Source organism: Flavobacterium cheniae (assembly GCF_004363695.1).
Classification (GTDB): Bacteria; Bacteroidota; Bacteroidia; order Flavobacteriales; family Flavobacteriaceae; genus Flavobacterium; species Flavobacterium cheniae.
In genome coordinates, this window is record NZ_SNZC01000003.1 from 73,663 (window position 1) to 89,558 (window position 15,896).

28 protein-coding genes are annotated in these 15,896 nt (G+C 34.0%); 27 read left to right on the plus strand and 1 reads right to left on the minus strand.

The features are described 5' to 3' along the window. Nucleotides 1-9: 9 nt before the first annotated feature. The 27 genes from rpsS (at nt 10) to C8D80_RS09210 (ending at nt 15,342) form a co-directional block, all read left to right on the plus strand. On the plus strand, nt 10-288 hold the full coding sequence (gene rpsS / locus C8D80_RS09080) for a 30S ribosomal protein S19 (protein ID WP_008254487.1): 279 nt from the start codon (nt 10-12) through the stop codon (nt 286-288). Between the two features lie 6 nt (nt 289-294). Beyond that, entirely contained in the window at nt 295-705 is a 411-nt protein-coding gene (rplV, locus tag C8D80_RS09085) for a 50S ribosomal protein L22 (RefSeq protein WP_133609598.1), read from the plus strand. Nucleotides 706-713: 8 nt separating this feature from the next. Further along, nucleotides 714-1,448 carry a 30S ribosomal protein S3 gene (gene rpsC / locus C8D80_RS09090; protein ID WP_133609600.1) on the plus strand — a complete coding sequence of 245 codons (735 nt, stop codon included), beginning with the start codon at nt 714-716 and terminating at the stop codon, nt 1,446-1,448. A gap of 19 nt (nt 1,449-1,467) precedes the next feature. Next, nucleotides 1,468-1,887: a 50S ribosomal protein L16 gene (gene rplP / locus C8D80_RS09095; RefSeq protein ID WP_008254483.1), complete on the plus strand. Its 420-nt coding sequence runs from the start codon at nt 1,468-1,470 to the stop codon at nt 1,885-1,887. 12 nt (nt 1,888-1,899) lie between these two features. Next, nucleotides 1,900-2,091, plus strand: a complete 192-nt coding sequence (gene rpmC / locus C8D80_RS09100; protein ID WP_008254482.1) for a 50S ribosomal protein L29 — start codon at nt 1,900-1,902, stop codon at nt 2,089-2,091. An 18-nt stretch (nt 2,092-2,109) separates the two neighbouring features. Next, complete coding sequence (gene rpsQ, locus C8D80_RS09105) at nt 2,110-2,367, plus strand: 30S ribosomal protein S17 (RefSeq protein ID WP_008254481.1); 258 nt, start codon at nt 2,110-2,112, stop codon at nt 2,365-2,367. A 2-nt stretch (nt 2,368-2,369) separates the two neighbouring features. Continuing rightward, a complete protein-coding gene (gene rplN, locus C8D80_RS09110) occupies nt 2,370-2,738 on the plus strand; it encodes a 50S ribosomal protein L14 (protein WP_007803649.1) in 369 nt (122 codons plus the stop codon). 11 nt (nt 2,739-2,749) lie between these two features. Next, nucleotides 2,750-3,064 (plus strand): 50S ribosomal protein L24, encoded by a 315-nt coding sequence (rplX, locus tag C8D80_RS09115; RefSeq protein WP_133609602.1) that lies wholly within the window; start codon nt 2,750-2,752, stop codon nt 3,062-3,064. A gap of 2 nt (nt 3,065-3,066) precedes the next feature. Continuing rightward, entirely contained in the window at nt 3,067-3,618 is a 552-nt protein-coding gene (gene rplE, locus C8D80_RS09120; protein WP_133609604.1) for a 50S ribosomal protein L5, read from the plus strand. Nucleotides 3,619-3,621: 3 nt separating this feature from the next. After that, nucleotides 3,622-3,891: a 30S ribosomal protein S14 gene (gene rpsN, locus C8D80_RS09125; RefSeq protein ID WP_133609606.1), complete on the plus strand. Its 270-nt coding sequence runs from the start codon at nt 3,622-3,624 to the stop codon at nt 3,889-3,891. Nucleotides 3,892-3,996: 105 nt separating this feature from the next. Beyond that, complete coding sequence (rpsH, locus tag C8D80_RS09130) at nt 3,997-4,395, plus strand: 30S ribosomal protein S8 (RefSeq protein WP_133609608.1); 399 nt, start codon at nt 3,997-3,999, stop codon at nt 4,393-4,395. A gap of 15 nt (nt 4,396-4,410) precedes the next feature. Beyond that, nucleotides 4,411-4,953, plus strand: coding sequence for a 50S ribosomal protein L6 (gene rplF / locus C8D80_RS09135; protein WP_008254472.1), 543 nt, complete (start codon nt 4,411-4,413; stop codon nt 4,951-4,953). A gap of 11 nt (nt 4,954-4,964) precedes the next feature. After that, nucleotides 4,965-5,315, plus strand: coding sequence for a 50S ribosomal protein L18 (rplR, locus tag C8D80_RS09140; protein WP_026725631.1), 351 nt, complete (start codon nt 4,965-4,967; stop codon nt 5,313-5,315). A 6-nt stretch (nt 5,316-5,321) separates the two neighbouring features. Next, a complete protein-coding gene (rpsE, locus tag C8D80_RS09145) occupies nt 5,322-5,846 on the plus strand; it encodes a 30S ribosomal protein S5 (RefSeq protein WP_133609610.1) in 525 nt (174 codons plus the stop codon). A 13-nt stretch (nt 5,847-5,859) separates the two neighbouring features. Beyond that, complete coding sequence (gene rpmD / locus C8D80_RS09150) at nt 5,860-6,042, plus strand: 50S ribosomal protein L30 (protein ID WP_111566953.1); 183 nt, start codon at nt 5,860-5,862, stop codon at nt 6,040-6,042. 12 nt (nt 6,043-6,054) lie between these two features. Next, a complete protein-coding gene (rplO, locus tag C8D80_RS09155) occupies nt 6,055-6,507 on the plus strand; it encodes a 50S ribosomal protein L15 (RefSeq protein ID WP_133609614.1) in 453 nt (150 codons plus the stop codon). 12 nt (nt 6,508-6,519) lie between these two features. Beyond that, nucleotides 6,520-7,863, plus strand: coding sequence for a preprotein translocase subunit SecY (gene secY, locus C8D80_RS09160; protein ID WP_133609616.1), 1,344 nt, complete (start codon nt 6,520-6,522; stop codon nt 7,861-7,863). 5 nt (nt 7,864-7,868) lie between these two features. Then, a complete protein-coding gene (infA, locus tag C8D80_RS09165) occupies nt 7,869-8,084 on the plus strand; it encodes a translation initiation factor IF-1 (RefSeq protein WP_008254466.1) in 216 nt (71 codons plus the stop codon). Nucleotides 8,085-8,094: 10 nt separating this feature from the next. After that, nucleotides 8,095-8,211, plus strand: a complete 117-nt coding sequence (gene ykgO, locus C8D80_RS09170; RefSeq protein WP_002987490.1) for a type B 50S ribosomal protein L36 — start codon at nt 8,095-8,097, stop codon at nt 8,209-8,211. A 2-nt stretch (nt 8,212-8,213) separates the two neighbouring features. After that, nucleotides 8,214-8,588, plus strand: coding sequence for a 30S ribosomal protein S13 (gene rpsM, locus C8D80_RS09175; protein ID WP_026725625.1), 375 nt, complete (start codon nt 8,214-8,216; stop codon nt 8,586-8,588). 11 nt (nt 8,589-8,599) lie between these two features. Further along, entirely contained in the window at nt 8,600-8,983 is a 384-nt protein-coding gene (rpsK, locus tag C8D80_RS09180) for a 30S ribosomal protein S11 (protein ID WP_008254446.1), read from the plus strand. Between the two features lie 84 nt (nt 8,984-9,067). Then, nucleotides 9,068-9,673, plus strand: coding sequence for a 30S ribosomal protein S4 (gene rpsD / locus C8D80_RS09185; RefSeq protein WP_008254444.1), 606 nt, complete (start codon nt 9,068-9,070; stop codon nt 9,671-9,673). Nucleotides 9,674-9,694: 21 nt separating this feature from the next. Beyond that, a complete protein-coding gene (locus C8D80_RS09190; protein ID WP_133609618.1) occupies nt 9,695-10,687 on the plus strand; it encodes a DNA-directed RNA polymerase subunit alpha in 993 nt (330 codons plus the stop codon). A gap of 62 nt (nt 10,688-10,749) precedes the next feature. Continuing rightward, nucleotides 10,750-11,232 (plus strand): 50S ribosomal protein L17, encoded by a 483-nt coding sequence (gene rplQ, locus C8D80_RS09195; protein WP_133609620.1) that lies wholly within the window; start codon nt 10,750-10,752, stop codon nt 11,230-11,232. A 133-nt stretch (nt 11,233-11,365) separates the two neighbouring features. Continuing rightward, complete coding sequence (gene carA / locus C8D80_RS09200) at nt 11,366-12,475, plus strand: glutamine-hydrolyzing carbamoyl-phosphate synthase small subunit (RefSeq protein WP_133609622.1); 1,110 nt, start codon at nt 11,366-11,368, stop codon at nt 12,473-12,475. A 99-nt stretch (nt 12,476-12,574) separates the two neighbouring features. Continuing rightward, complete coding sequence (gene eno, locus C8D80_RS09205; protein ID WP_133609624.1) at nt 12,575-13,870, plus strand: phosphopyruvate hydratase; 1,296 nt, start codon at nt 12,575-12,577, stop codon at nt 13,868-13,870. A gap of 188 nt (nt 13,871-14,058) precedes the next feature. Next, complete coding sequence (locus tag C8D80_RS09210; RefSeq protein WP_133609626.1) at nt 14,059-15,342, plus strand: citrate synthase; 1,284 nt, start codon at nt 14,059-14,061, stop codon at nt 15,340-15,342. A gap of 54 nt (nt 15,343-15,396) precedes the next feature. On the opposite strand, the gene C8D80_RS09215 is transcribed toward C8D80_RS09210, so the two are convergent. Then, nucleotides 15,397-15,768 (minus strand): hypothetical protein, encoded by a 372-nt coding sequence (locus tag C8D80_RS09215; protein ID WP_133609628.1) that lies wholly within the window; start codon nt 15,766-15,768, stop codon nt 15,397-15,399. Nucleotides 15,769-15,896 lie beyond the last annotated feature (128 nt).

Consider the following 15,896-nt stretch of genomic DNA (forward strand, 5'->3'; position numbering starts at 1 on the left):
TAGATAGACATGGCACGTTCATTAAAAAAAGGACCATTTGTTCACTTTAAATTAGAGAAGAAAGTTCAAGAAAATATCGCAGGTGGTAATAAAGGTGTTGTTAAGACTTGGTCTAGAGCATCTATGATTACTCCAGATTTCGTTGGACAAACTATCGCAGTTCACAATGGTCGTCAGTTTGTACCAGTTTACGTTACAGAAAACATGGTAGGACACAAATTAGGAGAGTTTTCACCAACAAGATCTTTTAGAGGTCATGCTGGGGCTAAAAATAAAGGTAAAAAATAAGAAGCAATGGGAGTTCGTAAAAGAGAAGTTGCGGATGCAAGAAAAGAGGCTAACAAGTCTATTGCATTTGCTAAATTAAATAACTGTCCAACTTCACCTAGAAAAATGCGTTTAGTTGCAGATTTAGTAAGAGGTCAGAAAGTTGAACTAGCTCTTAATATTTTAAGATTTAGTCAAAAAGAAGCTTCAAGAAAATTAGAGAAATTGTTGTTATCTGCCATAAACAATTATGTACAGAAAAACGAAGATGCTAATTTAGAAGAAGCAGGCTTATTTGTAAAAACGATTACAGTTGATGGAGGAATGATGTTAAAAAGACTTCGTCCAGCACCACAAGGTCGTGCACACAGAATTAGAAAACGTTCTAACCACGTAACAATCGTGTTAGGATCAAATAATAACACACAAAGCAATTAATAAACAGTATGGGACAAAAGACAAATCCAATAGGAAATAGACTTGGTATCATCAGAGGATGGGACTCAAACTGGTATGGTGGAAATGATTACGGTGATAAAATCGCTGAAGATTATAAAATCAGAAAGTATATCCATGCTCGTTTATCTAAAGCAAGTGTATCAAAAATAATTATCGAGAGAACTTTAAAACTTGTAACCGTTACTATCACTACTGCTAGACCTGGTATTATTATCGGAAAAGGTGGTCAAGAGGTAGACAAGTTAAAAGAAGAACTTAAGAAAATTACTGACAAAGAAGTTCAAATCAACATCTTTGAAATTAAAAGACCTGAACTTGATGCTTATTTAGTAGCTACAAGTATCGCTCGTCAAATTGAAAGTAGAATTTCTTACAGACGTGCAATTAAAATGGCTATTGCTGCTGCAATGCGTATGAACGCAGAAGGTATCAAAGTACAAATTTCTGGTCGTTTGAATGGAGCTGAAATGGCACGTTCAGAAAACTTCAAAGAAGGTAGAATTCCTTTATCAACTTTCAGAGCTGATATTGATTATTCATTAGGTGAAGCACATACTACTTATGGTAGAATGGGTATCAAAGTATGGATAATGAAAGGTGAGGTTTATGGAAAAAGAGATCTTTCTCCGTTAGTAGGAATGGACAAACAAAAGTCTAAGCCTTCAGGATCTTCTGCTCCAAAAAGAGATGGAAATAAGCCAAACGCACGCAAAAGAAAGTAATTATTTAAACTAAAGAAAAATGTTACAGCCTAAAAGAACAAAATACCGTAAGGTACAGAAAGGTAGAATGAAAGGCGTTTCTCAAAGAGGACACGAGCTTTCAAATGGAATGTTTGGTATCAAATCTTTAGATTCTTCATTTATTACTTCTCGTCAAATTGAAGCAGCTCGTATTGCAGCAACACGTTTCATGAAAAGAGAAGGTCAATTATGGATCAAAATATTTCCAGATAAACCTATTACAAAGAAACCATTAGAAGTACGTATGGGTAAAGGTAAAGGTGCAGTTGAGTATTGGGCTGCAGTTGTTAAACCTGGTAAAATTATGTTTGAAGTTGGAGGAGTTCCTCTATCAGTTGCAAAAGAAGCTTTACGCTTAGCAGCTCAAAAACTTCCTGTTAAAACTAAGTTTATCGTTGCTAGAGATTTCGAAGCATAATCAAAATTTATTATGAAACAATCAGAAATTAAAAATCTATCTGCAGCTGAGTTACAAGAACAACTTAGTCAGTTAAAGAAAACGTATACCGACCTAAAAAATGCTCATGCAATTTCGCCAATCCAAAATCCTCTTCAATTAAGAGGTTTAAGAAGATCAGTTGCGAGATTACATACAGAGTTAACTAAAAGAGAGTTACAATAATTGTAGACTAGCTGAAAGATGGAAAAAAGAAATTTAAGAAAAGAGAGAATAGGTGTGGTGACTTCAAACAAAATGGAGAAATCTATTGTTGTGTCACAAACTACAAAAGTGAAACACCCATTATACGGTAAGTTCGTGTTAAAAACTAAAAAATACGTTGCACACGACGAAACAAACGATTGTAACATTGGAGATACAGTAAAGATCATGGAAACAAGACCTTTATCTAAATCAAAATGTTGGAGATTAGTTGAAATCATTGAAAGAGCTAAGTAATTATGGTACAACAAGAGTCAAGATTAAAAGTAGCAGATAATACGGGAGCTAAAGAAGTTTTAACTATCCGTGTTTTAGGAGGAACGAAACGTCGTTATGCCTCTGTTGGTGACAAAATTGTAGTTTCAATTAAAGATGCAACTCCAAACGGAAACGTTAAAAAAGGAGCGGTATCAACTGCAGTGGTTGTACGTACCAAAAAAGAAGTGAGAAGAGCTGATGGATCTTACATCCGTTTTGACGATAACGCATGTGTATTGTTAAACGCTGCAGGAGAAATGAGAGGAACTCGTGTTTTTGGTCCAGTTGCCAGAGAACTTCGTGAAAAACAATTCATGAAAATTGTATCATTAGCACCAGAAGTGCTTTAATTCTTATACAAATGATAAAGCTAAAAATAAAATCAGGAGATATCGTAAGAGTTATTGCTGGAGACCACAAAGGTTCTGAAGGTAAAATTGTACGTGTTCTTCGTGAGAAAAACAAAGCGATTGTTGAAGGAGTTAACATGGTTTCGAAACATACAAAACCAAGTGCAAAAAACCCTCAAGGAGGAATCGTTAAGAAAGAAGCTCCTATCCATGTGTCTAACTTGTCTTTAATTGACCCAAAGTCAAAAGAAGCAACTAAAGTTGGTTTCAAACAAGAAGGAGACAAGAAAGTGAGATTTTCAAAAAAATCTAATCAAGTACTATAGTTATGGCATATATTCCTAGACTAAAAGAAGAATATAAGAGCAGAGTAATTGCTGCTCTTACAGAAGAATTCGGTTACAAAAACGTAATGCAAGTTCCTAAACTTGAAAAAATCGTTGTAAGCCGTGGAGTTGGTGCAGCAGTATCTGACAAAAAGTTAGTAGACTACGCTGTTGAAGAAATGACAAAAATTACTGGGCAAAAAGCAGTTGCTACTATTTCTAAAAAAGACGTTGCGTCTTTCAAATTGAGAAAAGGTATGCCAATTGGTGCTAAAGTAACTTTACGTGGAGAAAGAATGTATGAATTCTTAGATAGATTGATTACTTCATCTTTACCACGTGTTAGAGATTTCAGCGGAATTAAATCTACTGGATTTGACGGAAGAGGTAACTATAACTTAGGTGTGCTTGAACAAATCATTTTCCCAGAAATTGATATTGATAAAGTAAATAAAATCTCAGGATTTGATATTACCTTCGTAACTTCTGCAGAAACAGATAAAGAAGCAAAAGCATTATTAGCGGAATTAGGATTACCTTTTAAAAAGAATTAAGACATGGCTAAAGAATCAATGAAAGCCCGTGAGGTGAAAAGAATTGCATTAGTAGAAAAGTATGCTGAGAAAAGAAAAGCTTTGAAAGAAGCTGGAGATTTCGAAGGATTACAAAAATTACCAAAAAATTCTTGTCCAGTTAGAGTACACAATCGTTGTAAATTAACAGGTAGACCAAGAGGGTATATGCGTCAGTTTGGTCTTTCACGTGTAACATTCCGTGAAATGGCTAATCAAGGATTAATTCCAGGTGTTAAAAAAGCATCTTGGTAATCTCGAAAAAAGTTATTACTTTTGCAATCCAATAAAAAAGTTTAATTGGTTAAAGGTTCAATCCGCTGAGGGCGGATTGAAAACCATAGCCGCAATTCTATACATATGTATACAGATCCAATTGCCGATTATCTTACGAGAGTTAGAAATGCAGTGAGAGCTAACCACAAAGTGGTTGAAATTCCAGCATCTAACATGAAAAAAGAAATCACAAAGATTTTATTCGATCAAGGATATATCTTAAGTTACAAATTCGAAGACAACTCTGTACAGGGTTCAATCAAAATTGCACTTAAATATGATAAAGACACGAAAGAGTCAGTTATCAAAGATATCCAAAGAATTAGTAAACCAGGTTTACGTAAATATGCAGGTTCATCTGACTTACCTAGAATCTTAAATGGTTTAGGTATTGCTATTGTTTCTACATCAAAAGGTTTGATGACAGGAAAACAAGCTAAGCAATTAAATGTTGGTGGCGAAGTTATTTGTTACGTATATTAATAAAAAGACGAGACAATGTCAAGAATAGGTAAAAATCCAATTGCAATTCCAGCAGGAGTAACTGTAGAAGTTAAAGAAGCTGTAGTTACAGTAAAAGGAAAATTAGGCGAGCTTACTCAAGAATTTTCTGATGTAACCGTTAAAATCGAAGATAACCAAGTTATCGTTGAGCGTTCATCAGATCATAAAGATGAGAGAGCGAAACACGGACTTTATCGTTCATTAATCAACAATATGATTGTTGGTGTTTCTGAAGGCTTTACAAAACAATTAGAATTAGTTGGAGTTGGATACAGAGCTTCTAATCAAGGTCAAAAACTTGATTTAGCTTTAGGATTCTCTCATAACATTGTTTTAGATGTTGTAAGTGAAGTTACTGTTGAAACAGTATCAGAAAAAGGTAAAAATCCGATAGTGAAATTATCATCATTCGACAAACAATTATTAGGTCAAGTAGCTGCGAAGATCAGAGGTTTCCGCAAACCTGAGCCATATAAAGGAAAAGGAGTTAAGTTTGTAGGAGAAGAACTAAGAAGAAAAGCAGGTAAATCAGCTTAAAAATTAAGACTATGTCATTAACGAAATCTGAAAGAAGACAAAGAATTAAGTTCAGAATCAGAAAGATTGTAAGCGGAACTGCTGCTCAACCAAGACTTTCTGTATTCAGAAGTAATAAAGAAATCTATGCGCAAATCATAGATGACGTAAACGGTACAACTTTAGTTGCTGCTTCATCGAGAGATAAAGAAGTTGCTCAAGGAACTGCTGTTGAAACTGCAAAAGCAGTTGGTAAATTAGTTGCTGAAAAAGCACTTAAAGCAGGTATTTCAACAATCTCTTTTGATAGAGGTGGGTATTTATACCATGGACGTGTGAAATCATTAGCTGAAGGAGCTAGAGAAGCTGGACTTAAATTCTAAGAAATTATGTATCATAATTATAAAAACGTAGAGATTGTAAAACCAGGAGGTCTTGAATTAAAAGACCGTTTGGTGAGTGTAAATCGTGTTACTAAAGTTACTAAAGGAGGTAGAGCATTTGGTTTCTCTGCTATCGTAGTAGTTGGTGATGAAAACGGTGTAGTTGGTCATGGATTAGGAAAATCTAAAGATGTTTCTGAAGCAATCGCTAAAGCGGTGGAAGATGCTAAGAAAAACTTAGTTAGAATTCCTTTACAGGGACAATCTGTTCCTCATGAGCAAAAAGGTAAATTTGGTGGTGCTAGAGTATTTTTAATGCCTGCTTCACACGGTACTGGAGTTATTGCTGGTGGTGCTGTTCGTGCGGTATTAGAATCTGTAGGTGTTCACGATGTATTATCTAAATCACAAGGTTCTTCAAACCCTCATAACGTAGTTAAAGCAACTTTTGATGCTTTATTACAAATGAGAAGCGCTTTAACGGTAGCTAAACAAAGAGGAGTATCTTTAGAAAAAGTATTCAAAGGTTAATCAACAGGAAATCATGGCAAAATTAAAAGTAAAACAAGTAAGAAGTAAAATCAATTGTCCTCTTGATCAAAAGAGAACTTTGGAAGCTTTAGGTCTTCGTAAAATGGGACAAGTTGTTGAGCATGATGCAAATCCTGCTATCCTTGGAATGGTAAATAAAGTTAAACACTTAGTTTCTGTAGAAGAAACTAAATAACACTATACAGTTATGAATTTAAGTAACTTACAACCAGCTGAAGGTTCTACGCACAATCAAAATAAAAGAGTAGGTAGAGGAGAAGGTTCTGGAAAAGGTGGTACCGCTGCACGTGGACACAAAGGAGCAAAATCTCGTTCTGGTTATTCTAAGAAAATTGGTTTTGAAGGTGGTCAAATGCCACTTCAAAGACGTGTGCCTAAGTTTGGTTTCAAGAACATTAATAGAGTAGAATATCAAGGTATCAATCTTGATTCGTTACAATTATTAGTAGATAACGGTGTAGTTACCGATACAGTAGATTTTACTGTGTTTGTAGATACTCGTTTGGCTACAAAAAATAGCTTAGTAAAGATTTTAGGAAGAGGTGAGCTAAAAACAAAACTTAAAGTAAGTGCTCACAAATTTACTGCATCTGCAAAAGCGGCTATCGAGGCTGCTGGTGGAGAAGCTGTAACTTTATAATCCTTTAGTAAAATGAAGAAATTTATAGATTCATTCATCAACGTTTGGAAAATCGAAGAGTTAAAAAATAGAATTTTATTAACTCTTGGATTATTATTAGTGTACCGTTTCGGTGCTCAAGTAACCCTTCCGGGGATTGATGCTACTAAATTGACAAATCTTACAAACCAAACTGATGAAGGTATTGGATGGTTAATTAATGTATTTACAGGAGGTGCGTTTTCGCAAGCTTCTGTATTTGCATTGGGTATCATGCCATACATATCAGCTTCTATCGTAGTTCAATTAATGGGAATTGCGGTGCCATATTTACAAAAATTACAAAAAGACGGTGAAAGTGGTAGAAAGAAAATTAACCAAATTACAAGATGGTTAACAATCTTAATTACTTTAGTTCAAGGTCCTGGTTATATCTATAACTTGTACAGAACTTTACCAGGTGAAGCATTTATGTTAACTGGACCAACATTCATTTTCTCTTCAGTTCTAATCTTAGTTACTGGAACTATTTTTGCAATGTGGTTAGGAGAAAAAATTACCGATAAAGGTATTGGTAATGGTATTTCTTTATTGATAATGGTAGGTATTATTGCAAGAATGCCACAAGCATTTATTCAAGAGTTTTCATCTAGAACTTCTCAAGCAAATGGAGGTATCATGATGATCGTAATCGAATTAATACTTTGGTTCTTAGTAATAATTGCATGTATTTTATTAGTAATGGCTGTAAGAAAAATTCCAGTACAGTATGCAAGACGTACGGTTTCTGGGGATTTTGAAGAAGACATGATGGGTGGTAACAGACAGTTTATCCCATTAAAGTTAAATGCATCAGGTGTTATGCCGATCATTTTTGCGCAAGCTATTATGTTTATTCCTGCTGCTGTTTCTGGTTTGGCTAAAGAATCAGATACTGCACTTTCTATTGCAGGAATGTTCAACGATCCATTCGGTTTAGTATATAATATTGTTTTTGCTTTGTTAATCGTAATTTTTACGTACTTTTACACCGCAATTACTGTACCAACTAATAAGATGGCAGATGATTTAAAAAGAAGCGGAGGTTTTATACCAGGTGTTAAGCCAGGTGTTGAAACTGGAGATTACCTAGATAAAATTATGTCATTAATCACTTTTCCAGGATCATTATTTCTTGCTTTAGTGGCTGTGTTCCCAGCTGTTGCAGTAAGTTTACTTGGAGTTCAAGGTGCTTGGGGTTATTTTTATGGTGGTACTTCTTTACTAATCATGGTTGGAGTTGCAATAGACACTATTCAGCAAATAAATTCTTATTTATTGAATAAACACTATGATGGTTTGATGAAAAGTGGTAAAAATAGAAAAGCAGTAGCTTAATTTTTATGGCAAAACAATCAGCAATAGAACAAGACGGAACAATCATTGAAGCATTATCAAATGCTATGTTTCGTGTAGAGTTAGAAAACGGACACATTGTAATTGCTCATATCTCTGGTAAAATGCGTATGCATTACATTAAATTGTTACCAGGCGACAAGGTAAAACTTGAAATGAGCCCTTATGATTTGTCTAAAGCAAGAATTACTTATAGATACTAAAGCTATTAAAATGAAAGTAAGAGCATCAGTTAAAAAGAGAAGTGCCGAGTGCATTATTGTACGTAGAAAAGGAAGATTATACGTTATTAACAAAAAGAATCCTAGATTTAAACAAAGACAAGGATAATTATGGCAAGAATTGCAGGGGTAGATATACCTAAACAAAAAAGAGGAATCATTGCTTTAACATACATATTTGGTATTGGTAGAAGCAGAGCTAAAGATATATTAGCTAAAGCTCAAGTGAGCGAAGACAAGAAAGTTCAAGATTGGAATGATGACGAGATCGGAGCAATTCGTGAAGCGGTATCTTATTTCAAAATTGAAGGAGAATTGCGTTCAGAAGTTCAATTAAACATCAAACGTTTAATGGATATCGGATGTCAAAGAGGAATTCGTCATAGAGCTGGACTTCCATTAAGAGGTCAAAGAACTAAAAACAACTCTAGAACTAGAAAAGGTAAGAGAAAAACTGTTGCTAACAAGAAAAAAGCAACTAAATAATAAGTAATAATATGGCTAAAGCAACAGCAAAAAAACGTAAAGTTATCGTTGAATCTTCGGGAGAAGCACATATTAATGCTACTTTTAACAACATCATCATCTCGTTAACAAACAAGAAAGGTGAAGTTATTTCTTGGTCTTCAGCTGGTAAAATGGGCTTTAGAGGTTCTAAAAAGAATACTCCTTATGCAGCTCAAATGGCAGCAGAAGATTGTAGTAAAGTAGCTCTTGAAGCTGGACTAAAGAAAGTAAAAGTTTATGTGAAAGGACCAGGAAACGGAAGAGAATCTGCAATCAGATCTATTCACAATTCTGGAGTTGAAGTTACAGAAATCATTGATGTAACTCCAATGCCTCACAACGGATGTCGTCCTCCGAAAAGAAGAAGAGTATAATTTAAGTATAACACAGGTAGGTTTAAAATTATCGAAGGATATAAGACCTGAATTCATAATTCCTACCTTTTTTAATTTTTTAAAATGGCAAGATATACTGGTCCAAAAACTAAGATTGCTCGTAAATTTGGCGAAGCAATATTCGGAGAAGACAAAGCCTTCGAAAAAAGAAATTACCCTCCAGGGCAACATGGTTTAGCTAAAAAGAGAGGTAAAAAATCTGAATATGCAGTTCAGTTAATGGAAAAGCAAAAAGCGAAGTACACTTACGGAATTCTTGAAAAACAATTCAGAAACTTATTCAAAAAAGCATCTGCTGCTTCTGGAGTAACAGGTGAAATCTTATTACAATTATGTGAAGCTCGTTTAGATAACGTAGTTTACAGAATGGGTGTTGCGCCTTCTCGTAGAGCAGCTCGTCAAATTGTATCTCACAGACATATCACTGTTAACGGTGAACTTGTTAATGTACCTTCTTACCACTTAAAAGCTGGTGATAAAGTTGCTGTACGTGAAAAATCAAAATCTCTTGAAGCTATCGAGCGTTCTTTAGCAAGTTCTTCTCAAGTTTATGAGTGGATTACATGGAATAATGATACTAAAGAAGGTACTTTCGTTTCTGTGCCTCAAAGACTTCAGATTCCAGAAAATATTAAAGAACAACTAATCGTTGAGTTGTATAACAAATAATAATTGACTTTAGTCGAAAGTATGGCAATATTTAATTTTCAAAAGCCCGATAAAGTTATCATGATCGATTCTACGGATTTCGAAGGTAAATTTGAATTTAGACCTTTGGAACCTGGTTACGGATTGACTGTTGGTAATGCACTTAGAAGAGTTTTGCTTTCTTCTCTTGAAGGATATGCAATTACGTCAGTAAGAATAGAAGGTGTAGAACATGAGTTCTCTACTATTTCTGGTGTAGTTGAAGATGTAACAGAAATTATCTTAAATCTTAAACAAGTACGTTTTAAACGTCAAATTGAAGATATTGATAACGAATCTGTTTCAATCGCTCTTTCAGGTAAAGATAAAATTACTGCAGGTGATTTTCAAAAATTCATCTCTGGTTTTCAAGTTTTAAATCCAGATTTAGTTATCTGTAATTTAGACAGCAAAACATCAATCAACATGGAACTTTCTATCGAAAAAGGTAGAGGTTATGTTCCAGCTGAAGAGAACAAAAAATCAAACGCTCCAATAGGAACTATTTTTACAGATTCAATTTACACACCAGTAAAGAATGTAAAATATACTATTGAGAATTTCCGTGTGGAACAAAAAACAGATTATGAAAAATTAGTTTTTGAAATCATTACAGATGGTTCTATCCATCCTAAAGATGCATTAACTGAAGCGGCTAAGACGTTAATCCACCACTTTATGTTGTTCTCTGATGAAAGAATTACTCTTGAGGCAGATGAAATTGCTCAAACTGAGTCTTATGACGAAGAATCTCTTCACATGAGACAGTTATTGAAAACTAAATTAGTTGATATGGACTTATCTGTTAGAGCATTAAATTGTTTAAAAGCGGCTGAAGTTGATACATTAGGTGATTTAGTTTCTTTCAACAAGAACGACTTAATGAAGTTCCGTAATTTTGGTAAAAAATCATTAACTGAATTAGATGAGTTAGTGGCTAATAAAAACCTTACTTTCGGTATGGACTTAACTAAATACAAGTTAGATAAAGAATAATTGCTTCATATTTTGCGCTCCTATAATGGATTGATGCAAGATGAAGATAAATAAAACACGTCATGAGACACGGAAAAAAATTCAATCATTTAAGTAGACAAAAAGGACATAGAAGAGCTATGTTAGCTAATATGGCTTGTTCTTTAATCGAACATAAAAGAATCAACACTACTGTTGCTAAAGCTAAAGCTTTAAAACAATTTGTTGAACCATTAGTTACAAAATCAAAAGAAGATACTACTCACAATCGTCGTACAGTTTTCGCTTATTTAAGAGATAAATATGCTGTTACTGAATTGTTCAGAGAAGTTGCTGCTAAAGTTGGTGACCGTCCAGGAGGATACACACGTATCATTAAGTTAGGTAACCGTTTAGGAGATAACGCTGATATGGCAATGATTGAATTAGTAGATTTCAACACATTGTATAACGGTGGTAAAAAAGAAGTTAAGAAAACGACTCGTCGTGGAAAAGCTAAAAAAGCAGAAGGTACTCCTGAAGCTCCAGCAGCTGAAACTTCTGAAAACACTGAAGCTACAGAATAATCATGAAACCATTCATGTAAAAATAATAAGGATAGACTTTTTTAAGTTTATCCTTTTTTTTTGGTTTTACGAATCAAACATTTTCTAAAAACAACTTTTATAACTAAATTTGCACCCACAACAACACAACACAATGAAATACAACAATCGTTCTAAAGCCGTTTTACTCCTTAAAGACGGTACTATTTTTCACGGAAAATCAATCGGAATTGAAGGTGTTACTTTTGGTGAAGTCGCTTTTAATACAGGGACTACAGGTTATCAAGAAATTTTCACAGACCCTTCTTACTTCGGACAAATCATGGTTACAACCAATGCACATATTGGTAACTATGGTGTAAACGACAAAGAAGTTGAATCTGATTCAGTAAAAATTTCGGGATTGGTTTGTAAAAACTTTAGCTTTAATTATTCACGTGTAGATGCTTCAGAAAGTCTTTTCGATTATTTAAGTAAACAAAATCTTATCGTAATTTCGGATGTAGATACAAGAGCTTTAGTAAGCTATATCAGAGATAACGGTGCGATGAATGCTGTTATTTGTACAGATGGAACTCCAATCGAAGAATTGAAAGAAAGATTAGCGCAAGTTCCAGATATGAATGGTTTGGAATTGGCTTCTAAAGTTTCAACTTCAGAACCTTATTTCTTTGGTGAAGAAACAGCGAAATATAAAATTTCAGCTTTAGACTTAGGAATTAAAACCAATATCCTTAGAAATTTAGCGAAGAGAGATTGCTACATCAAAGTTTTCCCATACAACGCTTCTTATGAAGATTTAAAATCATTTAGTCCTGATGGTTATTTCTTGTCAAATGGACCTGGTGATCCAGAACCTTTAGAATGTGCACAAGAAGTAGCAAAACAAATTTTAAACGAAAATAAACCGTTATTTGGAATCTGTTTAGGACACCAAATTATTGGGTTAGCGAATGGAATTTCAACTTATAAAATGTTCAACGGTCACCGCGGAATAAATCATCCTGTTAAAAATTTGATTTCTGGAAAAGGTGAAATTACATCTCAAAATCACGGTTTTGCTATCGTAAGAGATGAATTAGATAAGCATCCAGATTTCGAATTAACACACGAACATTTGAATGATGGAACAGTGGCAGGAATGCGAATGAAATCTAAAAATTGTTTCTCAGTACAATATCATCCTGAAGCAAGTCCTGGACCACACGATTCAAGTTATTTATTTGACCAATTTATCGAAAACATAAAAACTGCAAGCAACTAAAACGTTATCGTTTATAAGTTTTTTGAGTTTTTCAATATCATTATAGTTTAAATTATAAATTTGTTATTATTCATAAGGTAATAACTAAAAAAATATAAAATGAGTATAATTATCAAAGTTCACGCAAGACAAATTTTAGATTCGCGTGGAAATCCAACAATCGAAGTAGACGTAGTTACAGATAACGGAATTTTAGGAAGAGCAGCTGTGCCAAGTGGTGCTTCAACTGGCGAACATGAAGCTGTAGAGCTTCGTGATGGTGGAAAGGCTTTCATGGGAAAAGGTGTTTTAAAAGCTGCTGAAAATGTAAATACAAAAATTGCTGAAGCGATTGTAGGAATGTCGGTTTTTGAACAAAATTTAATCGACAAAATGATGATTGAATTAGACGGAACGGCAAACAAATCAAACTTAGGTGCTAATGCAATCTTAGGTGTTTCTTTAGCGGTTGCAAAAGCAGCAGCTAACGAATTAGGAATGCCTTTATATCGTTATGTTGGTGGCGTTTCTGCGAATACATTGCCAGTTCCAATGATGAACATCATCAATGGAGGTTCGCATTCTGATGCTCCAATTGCTTTTCAAGAGTTTATGATTATGCCAGTTAAGGCAAAAGATTTCACTCATGCAATGCAAATGGGAACTGAAATTTTCCATAACCTTAAAAAAGTATTACACGATAGAAATTTATCTACTGCAGTAGGTGATGAAGGTGGATTTGCTCCAAATTTAGCCGGCGGAACAGAAGATGCTTTAGATTCTATTAAATTAGCAGTTACCAATGCAGGTTATACTTTTGGTGATGATGTTATGATTGCTTTAGATTGTGCAGCTTCAGAATTTTATGTAAACGGAAAATACGATTATACTAAATTTGAAGGTGAAACAGGAAAAATCAGAACTTCTGAAGAACAAGCTTCTTATTTAGCAGAATTAACTGAAAAATATCCAATTATTTCTATAGAAGACGGAATGTACGAAGACGATTGGGAAGGTTGGAAATTATTAACAGAGAAAATCGGAGATAAAGTACAATTAGTTGGGGATGATTTATTCGTAACTAATGTTGAAAGATTATCTCGTGGAATTAGTCAATCAATAGCAAATTCAATTTTGATTAAAGTAAACCAAATTGGTACTTTAACAGAAACAATTGCAGCTGTAAACATGGCGCATAATGCAGGATATACTTCTGTAATGTCTCACCGTTCTGGAGAAACAGAAGATAATACAATTGCTGATTTAGCAGTTGCTTTAAATTGCGGACAAATCAAAACAGGTTCGGCTTCTCGTTCAGATCGTATGGCTAAATACAATCAATTATTAAGAATTGAAGAAGAATTAGCGGATGTAGCTTATTTTCCTGGAGTAAATGCTTTTAAAGTAAAAAAATAACAATATTATTGTCATACTGAACTCGTTTCAGTATCTAAATACTCAACCCTTTCAGAATGTAAATTTTGAGAGGGTTTTTCATGTATATTATTTAACCATAAATTATAGATAATTTCTTTATTGTTTGATTATTATTTGTTAAATTCGCAATTCACATTAATTTTATCATAAAATATCATATAAATAATATGTCAAAAACTGCAATATTAGAGCTTGATGGCAAAAAGTATGAGTTTCCAGTAATTGTGGGAACTGAGAATGAGGTTGCTATCGATATAGACAAGTTGCGTAGTGCATCTGGTGCTATTACAATTGATCCTGGTTATAAAAACTCGGGTTCATGTACAAGTGAAATTACTTTCTTAGATGGTGAAGAAGGGATTTTACGTTACAGAGGATATTCAATCGAAGATTTAGCCGACAAAGCTGATTTCTTAGAAGTTTCTTATTTGTTGATTTTTGGAGAACTTCCAACAATAGCACAATTAGAAAAATTCGAAAACGATATTCGCAAATATACATTGGTTAATGAAGAAATGAAAAACATCATTGATGGCTTTCCAAAAACGGCTCATCCAATGGGTGTTTTAGCTTCATTAACAAGTGCTTTAACTGCCTTCAATCCTAAAGCTGTGAATCCTCACAACGAAAAAGAAATGTATGAAGCAGTTTGTAAAACTATGGGTAAATTCTTAGTAATTGCTACATGGACTTACAGAAAATCGATGGGTTATCCATTAAATTACTACGATAATACAAAAGGATATGTTGATAATTTCATGCGCTTAATGTTTGAATTACCAACAGGACCATACAAAGCAGATCCAAAAGTAGTAGCTGCTTTAGATAAATTATTCATCTTACATGCAGATCATGAACAAAACTGTTCTACTTCTACAGTAAGAATTGTGGGTTCTTCTCATGCTGGTTTATTTGCTTCCATTTCGGCTGGAGTTTCTGCACTTTGGGGACCACTTCACGGTGGAGCTAATCAAGCAGTATTAGAAATGTTACAAGAAATCCATGATAATGGTGGTGATGTGGCTAAATTCGTTTTAAAAGCAAAAGACAAAGACGATCCATTCCGTTTAATGGGATTCGGACACCGTGTGTATAAAAACTTTGATCCAAGAGCAACTATCATTAAAAAAGCAGCTGATGATGTATTAAATTCATTAGGAGTTGATGATCCATTATTAGATATTGCAAAACAATTAGAAAAAGTAGCTTTAGAAGACGAATATTTCAAATCAAGAAACTTATATCCAAACGTAGATTTCTATTCAGGAATTATCTACAGAGCTATGGGAATCCCAGTTGAAATGTTTACAGTTTTATTTGCTATTGGTCGTTTACCAGGTTGGATTGCTCAATGGAAAGAAATGAGAATTAACAAGGAGCCAATTGGTCGTCCAAGACAAGTTTACACAGGTTATACATTACGTCCTTTTAAAGAAGTAAAAGACAGATAATCATAAAAAAAATCCCACTGAAAAGTGGGATTTTTGCTTTTATTGGTTTAGCATTTATTCAGCAGGTTTTTGTTCGTCCTCTTCTGTATTTCCTGTTAAATCTTCTACTTTGTCTTCTACAGTTTCAGCTGCATTTTGTAATGATTCTTTTAAGTTGTGCGCTTTTTCTTCAACCCAACCCGCAGCCTCAGCGGTTTTTTCTTTTGCAGTCTCTATTACATCAGCTACTTTTTCATTCACTTTTAATTCTTCCAGTTTTTGAGCTGCTTTTTCGGCTACGTTTTCAACTGTTTCTTTTACGTCTTCAGCTACATCTGCAGCTTTTTCAGCAACATTTTCTGCTACTTCGCTTAAGTTTTCTTTCGCTATTTCCGCTTTCTCTTTTGCTTTTCCAAAAAGAGAACTAAAAAAATTCGATAATCCCATGATAAATTGTTTTTTATAGTTTTCTCAAATTTAATCATTTATACGCAAATACAATCAATTTGATAAAAATTTATAACGATTGACTAATTAATAATCTCGTTTCCTTTTTCTATATTTGCCAAAAGCCA

Bases quoted from the DNA above. Each gene is read 5' to 3' on its own strand.
- rpsS (WP_008254487.1), top strand. From the start codon at position 10: ATGGCACGTTCATTAAAAAAAGGACCATTTGTTCACTTTAAATTAGAG.
- rplV (WP_133609598.1), top strand. From the start codon at position 295: ATGGGAGTTCGTAAAAGAGAAGTTGCGGATGCAAGAAAAGAGGCTAAC.
- rpsC (WP_133609600.1), top strand. From the start codon at position 714: ATGGGACAAAAGACAAATCCAATAGGAAATAGACTTGGTATCATCAGA.
- rplP (WP_008254483.1), top strand. From the start codon at position 1,468: ATGTTACAGCCTAAAAGAACAAAATACCGTAAGGTACAGAAAGGTAGA.
- rpmC (WP_008254482.1), top strand. From the start codon at position 1,900: ATGAAACAATCAGAAATTAAAAATCTATCTGCAGCTGAGTTACAAGAA.
- rpsQ (WP_008254481.1), top strand. From the start codon at position 2,110: ATGGAAAAAAGAAATTTAAGAAAAGAGAGAATAGGTGTGGTGACTTCA.
- rplN (WP_007803649.1), top strand. From the start codon at position 2,370: ATGGTACAACAAGAGTCAAGATTAAAAGTAGCAGATAATACGGGAGCT.
- rplX (WP_133609602.1), top strand. From the start codon at position 2,750: ATGATAAAGCTAAAAATAAAATCAGGAGATATCGTAAGAGTTATTGCT.
- rplE (WP_133609604.1), top strand. From the start codon at position 3,067: ATGGCATATATTCCTAGACTAAAAGAAGAATATAAGAGCAGAGTAATT.
- rpsN (WP_133609606.1), top strand. From the start codon at position 3,622: ATGGCTAAAGAATCAATGAAAGCCCGTGAGGTGAAAAGAATTGCATTA.
- rpsH (WP_133609608.1), top strand. From the start codon at position 3,997: ATGTATACAGATCCAATTGCCGATTATCTTACGAGAGTTAGAAATGCA.
- rplF (WP_008254472.1), top strand. From the start codon at position 4,411: ATGTCAAGAATAGGTAAAAATCCAATTGCAATTCCAGCAGGAGTAACT.
- rplR (WP_026725631.1), top strand. From the start codon at position 4,965: ATGTCATTAACGAAATCTGAAAGAAGACAAAGAATTAAGTTCAGAATC.
- rpsE (WP_133609610.1), top strand. From the start codon at position 5,322: ATGTATCATAATTATAAAAACGTAGAGATTGTAAAACCAGGAGGTCTT.
- rpmD (WP_111566953.1), top strand. From the start codon at position 5,860: ATGGCAAAATTAAAAGTAAAACAAGTAAGAAGTAAAATCAATTGTCCT.
- rplO (WP_133609614.1), top strand. From the start codon at position 6,055: ATGAATTTAAGTAACTTACAACCAGCTGAAGGTTCTACGCACAATCAA.
- secY (WP_133609616.1), top strand. From the start codon at position 6,520: ATGAAGAAATTTATAGATTCATTCATCAACGTTTGGAAAATCGAAGAG.
- infA (WP_008254466.1), top strand. From the start codon at position 7,869: ATGGCAAAACAATCAGCAATAGAACAAGACGGAACAATCATTGAAGCA.
- ykgO (WP_002987490.1), top strand. From the start codon at position 8,095: ATGAAAGTAAGAGCATCAGTTAAAAAGAGAAGTGCCGAGTGCATTATT.
- rpsM (WP_026725625.1), top strand. From the start codon at position 8,214: ATGGCAAGAATTGCAGGGGTAGATATACCTAAACAAAAAAGAGGAATC.
- rpsK (WP_008254446.1), top strand. From the start codon at position 8,600: ATGGCTAAAGCAACAGCAAAAAAACGTAAAGTTATCGTTGAATCTTCG.
- rpsD (WP_008254444.1), top strand. From the start codon at position 9,068: ATGGCAAGATATACTGGTCCAAAAACTAAGATTGCTCGTAAATTTGGC.
- C8D80_RS09190 (WP_133609618.1), top strand. From the start codon at position 9,695: ATGGCAATATTTAATTTTCAAAAGCCCGATAAAGTTATCATGATCGAT.
- rplQ (WP_133609620.1), top strand. From the start codon at position 10,750: ATGAGACACGGAAAAAAATTCAATCATTTAAGTAGACAAAAAGGACAT.
- carA (WP_133609622.1), top strand. From the start codon at position 11,366: ATGAAATACAACAATCGTTCTAAAGCCGTTTTACTCCTTAAAGACGGT.
- eno (WP_133609624.1), top strand. From the start codon at position 12,575: ATGAGTATAATTATCAAAGTTCACGCAAGACAAATTTTAGATTCGCGT.
- C8D80_RS09210 (WP_133609626.1), top strand. From the start codon at position 14,059: ATGTCAAAAACTGCAATATTAGAGCTTGATGGCAAAAAGTATGAGTTT.
- C8D80_RS09215 (WP_133609628.1), bottom strand. From the start codon at position 15,768: ATGGGATTATCGAATTTTTTTAGTTCTCTTTTTGGAAAAGCAAAAGAG.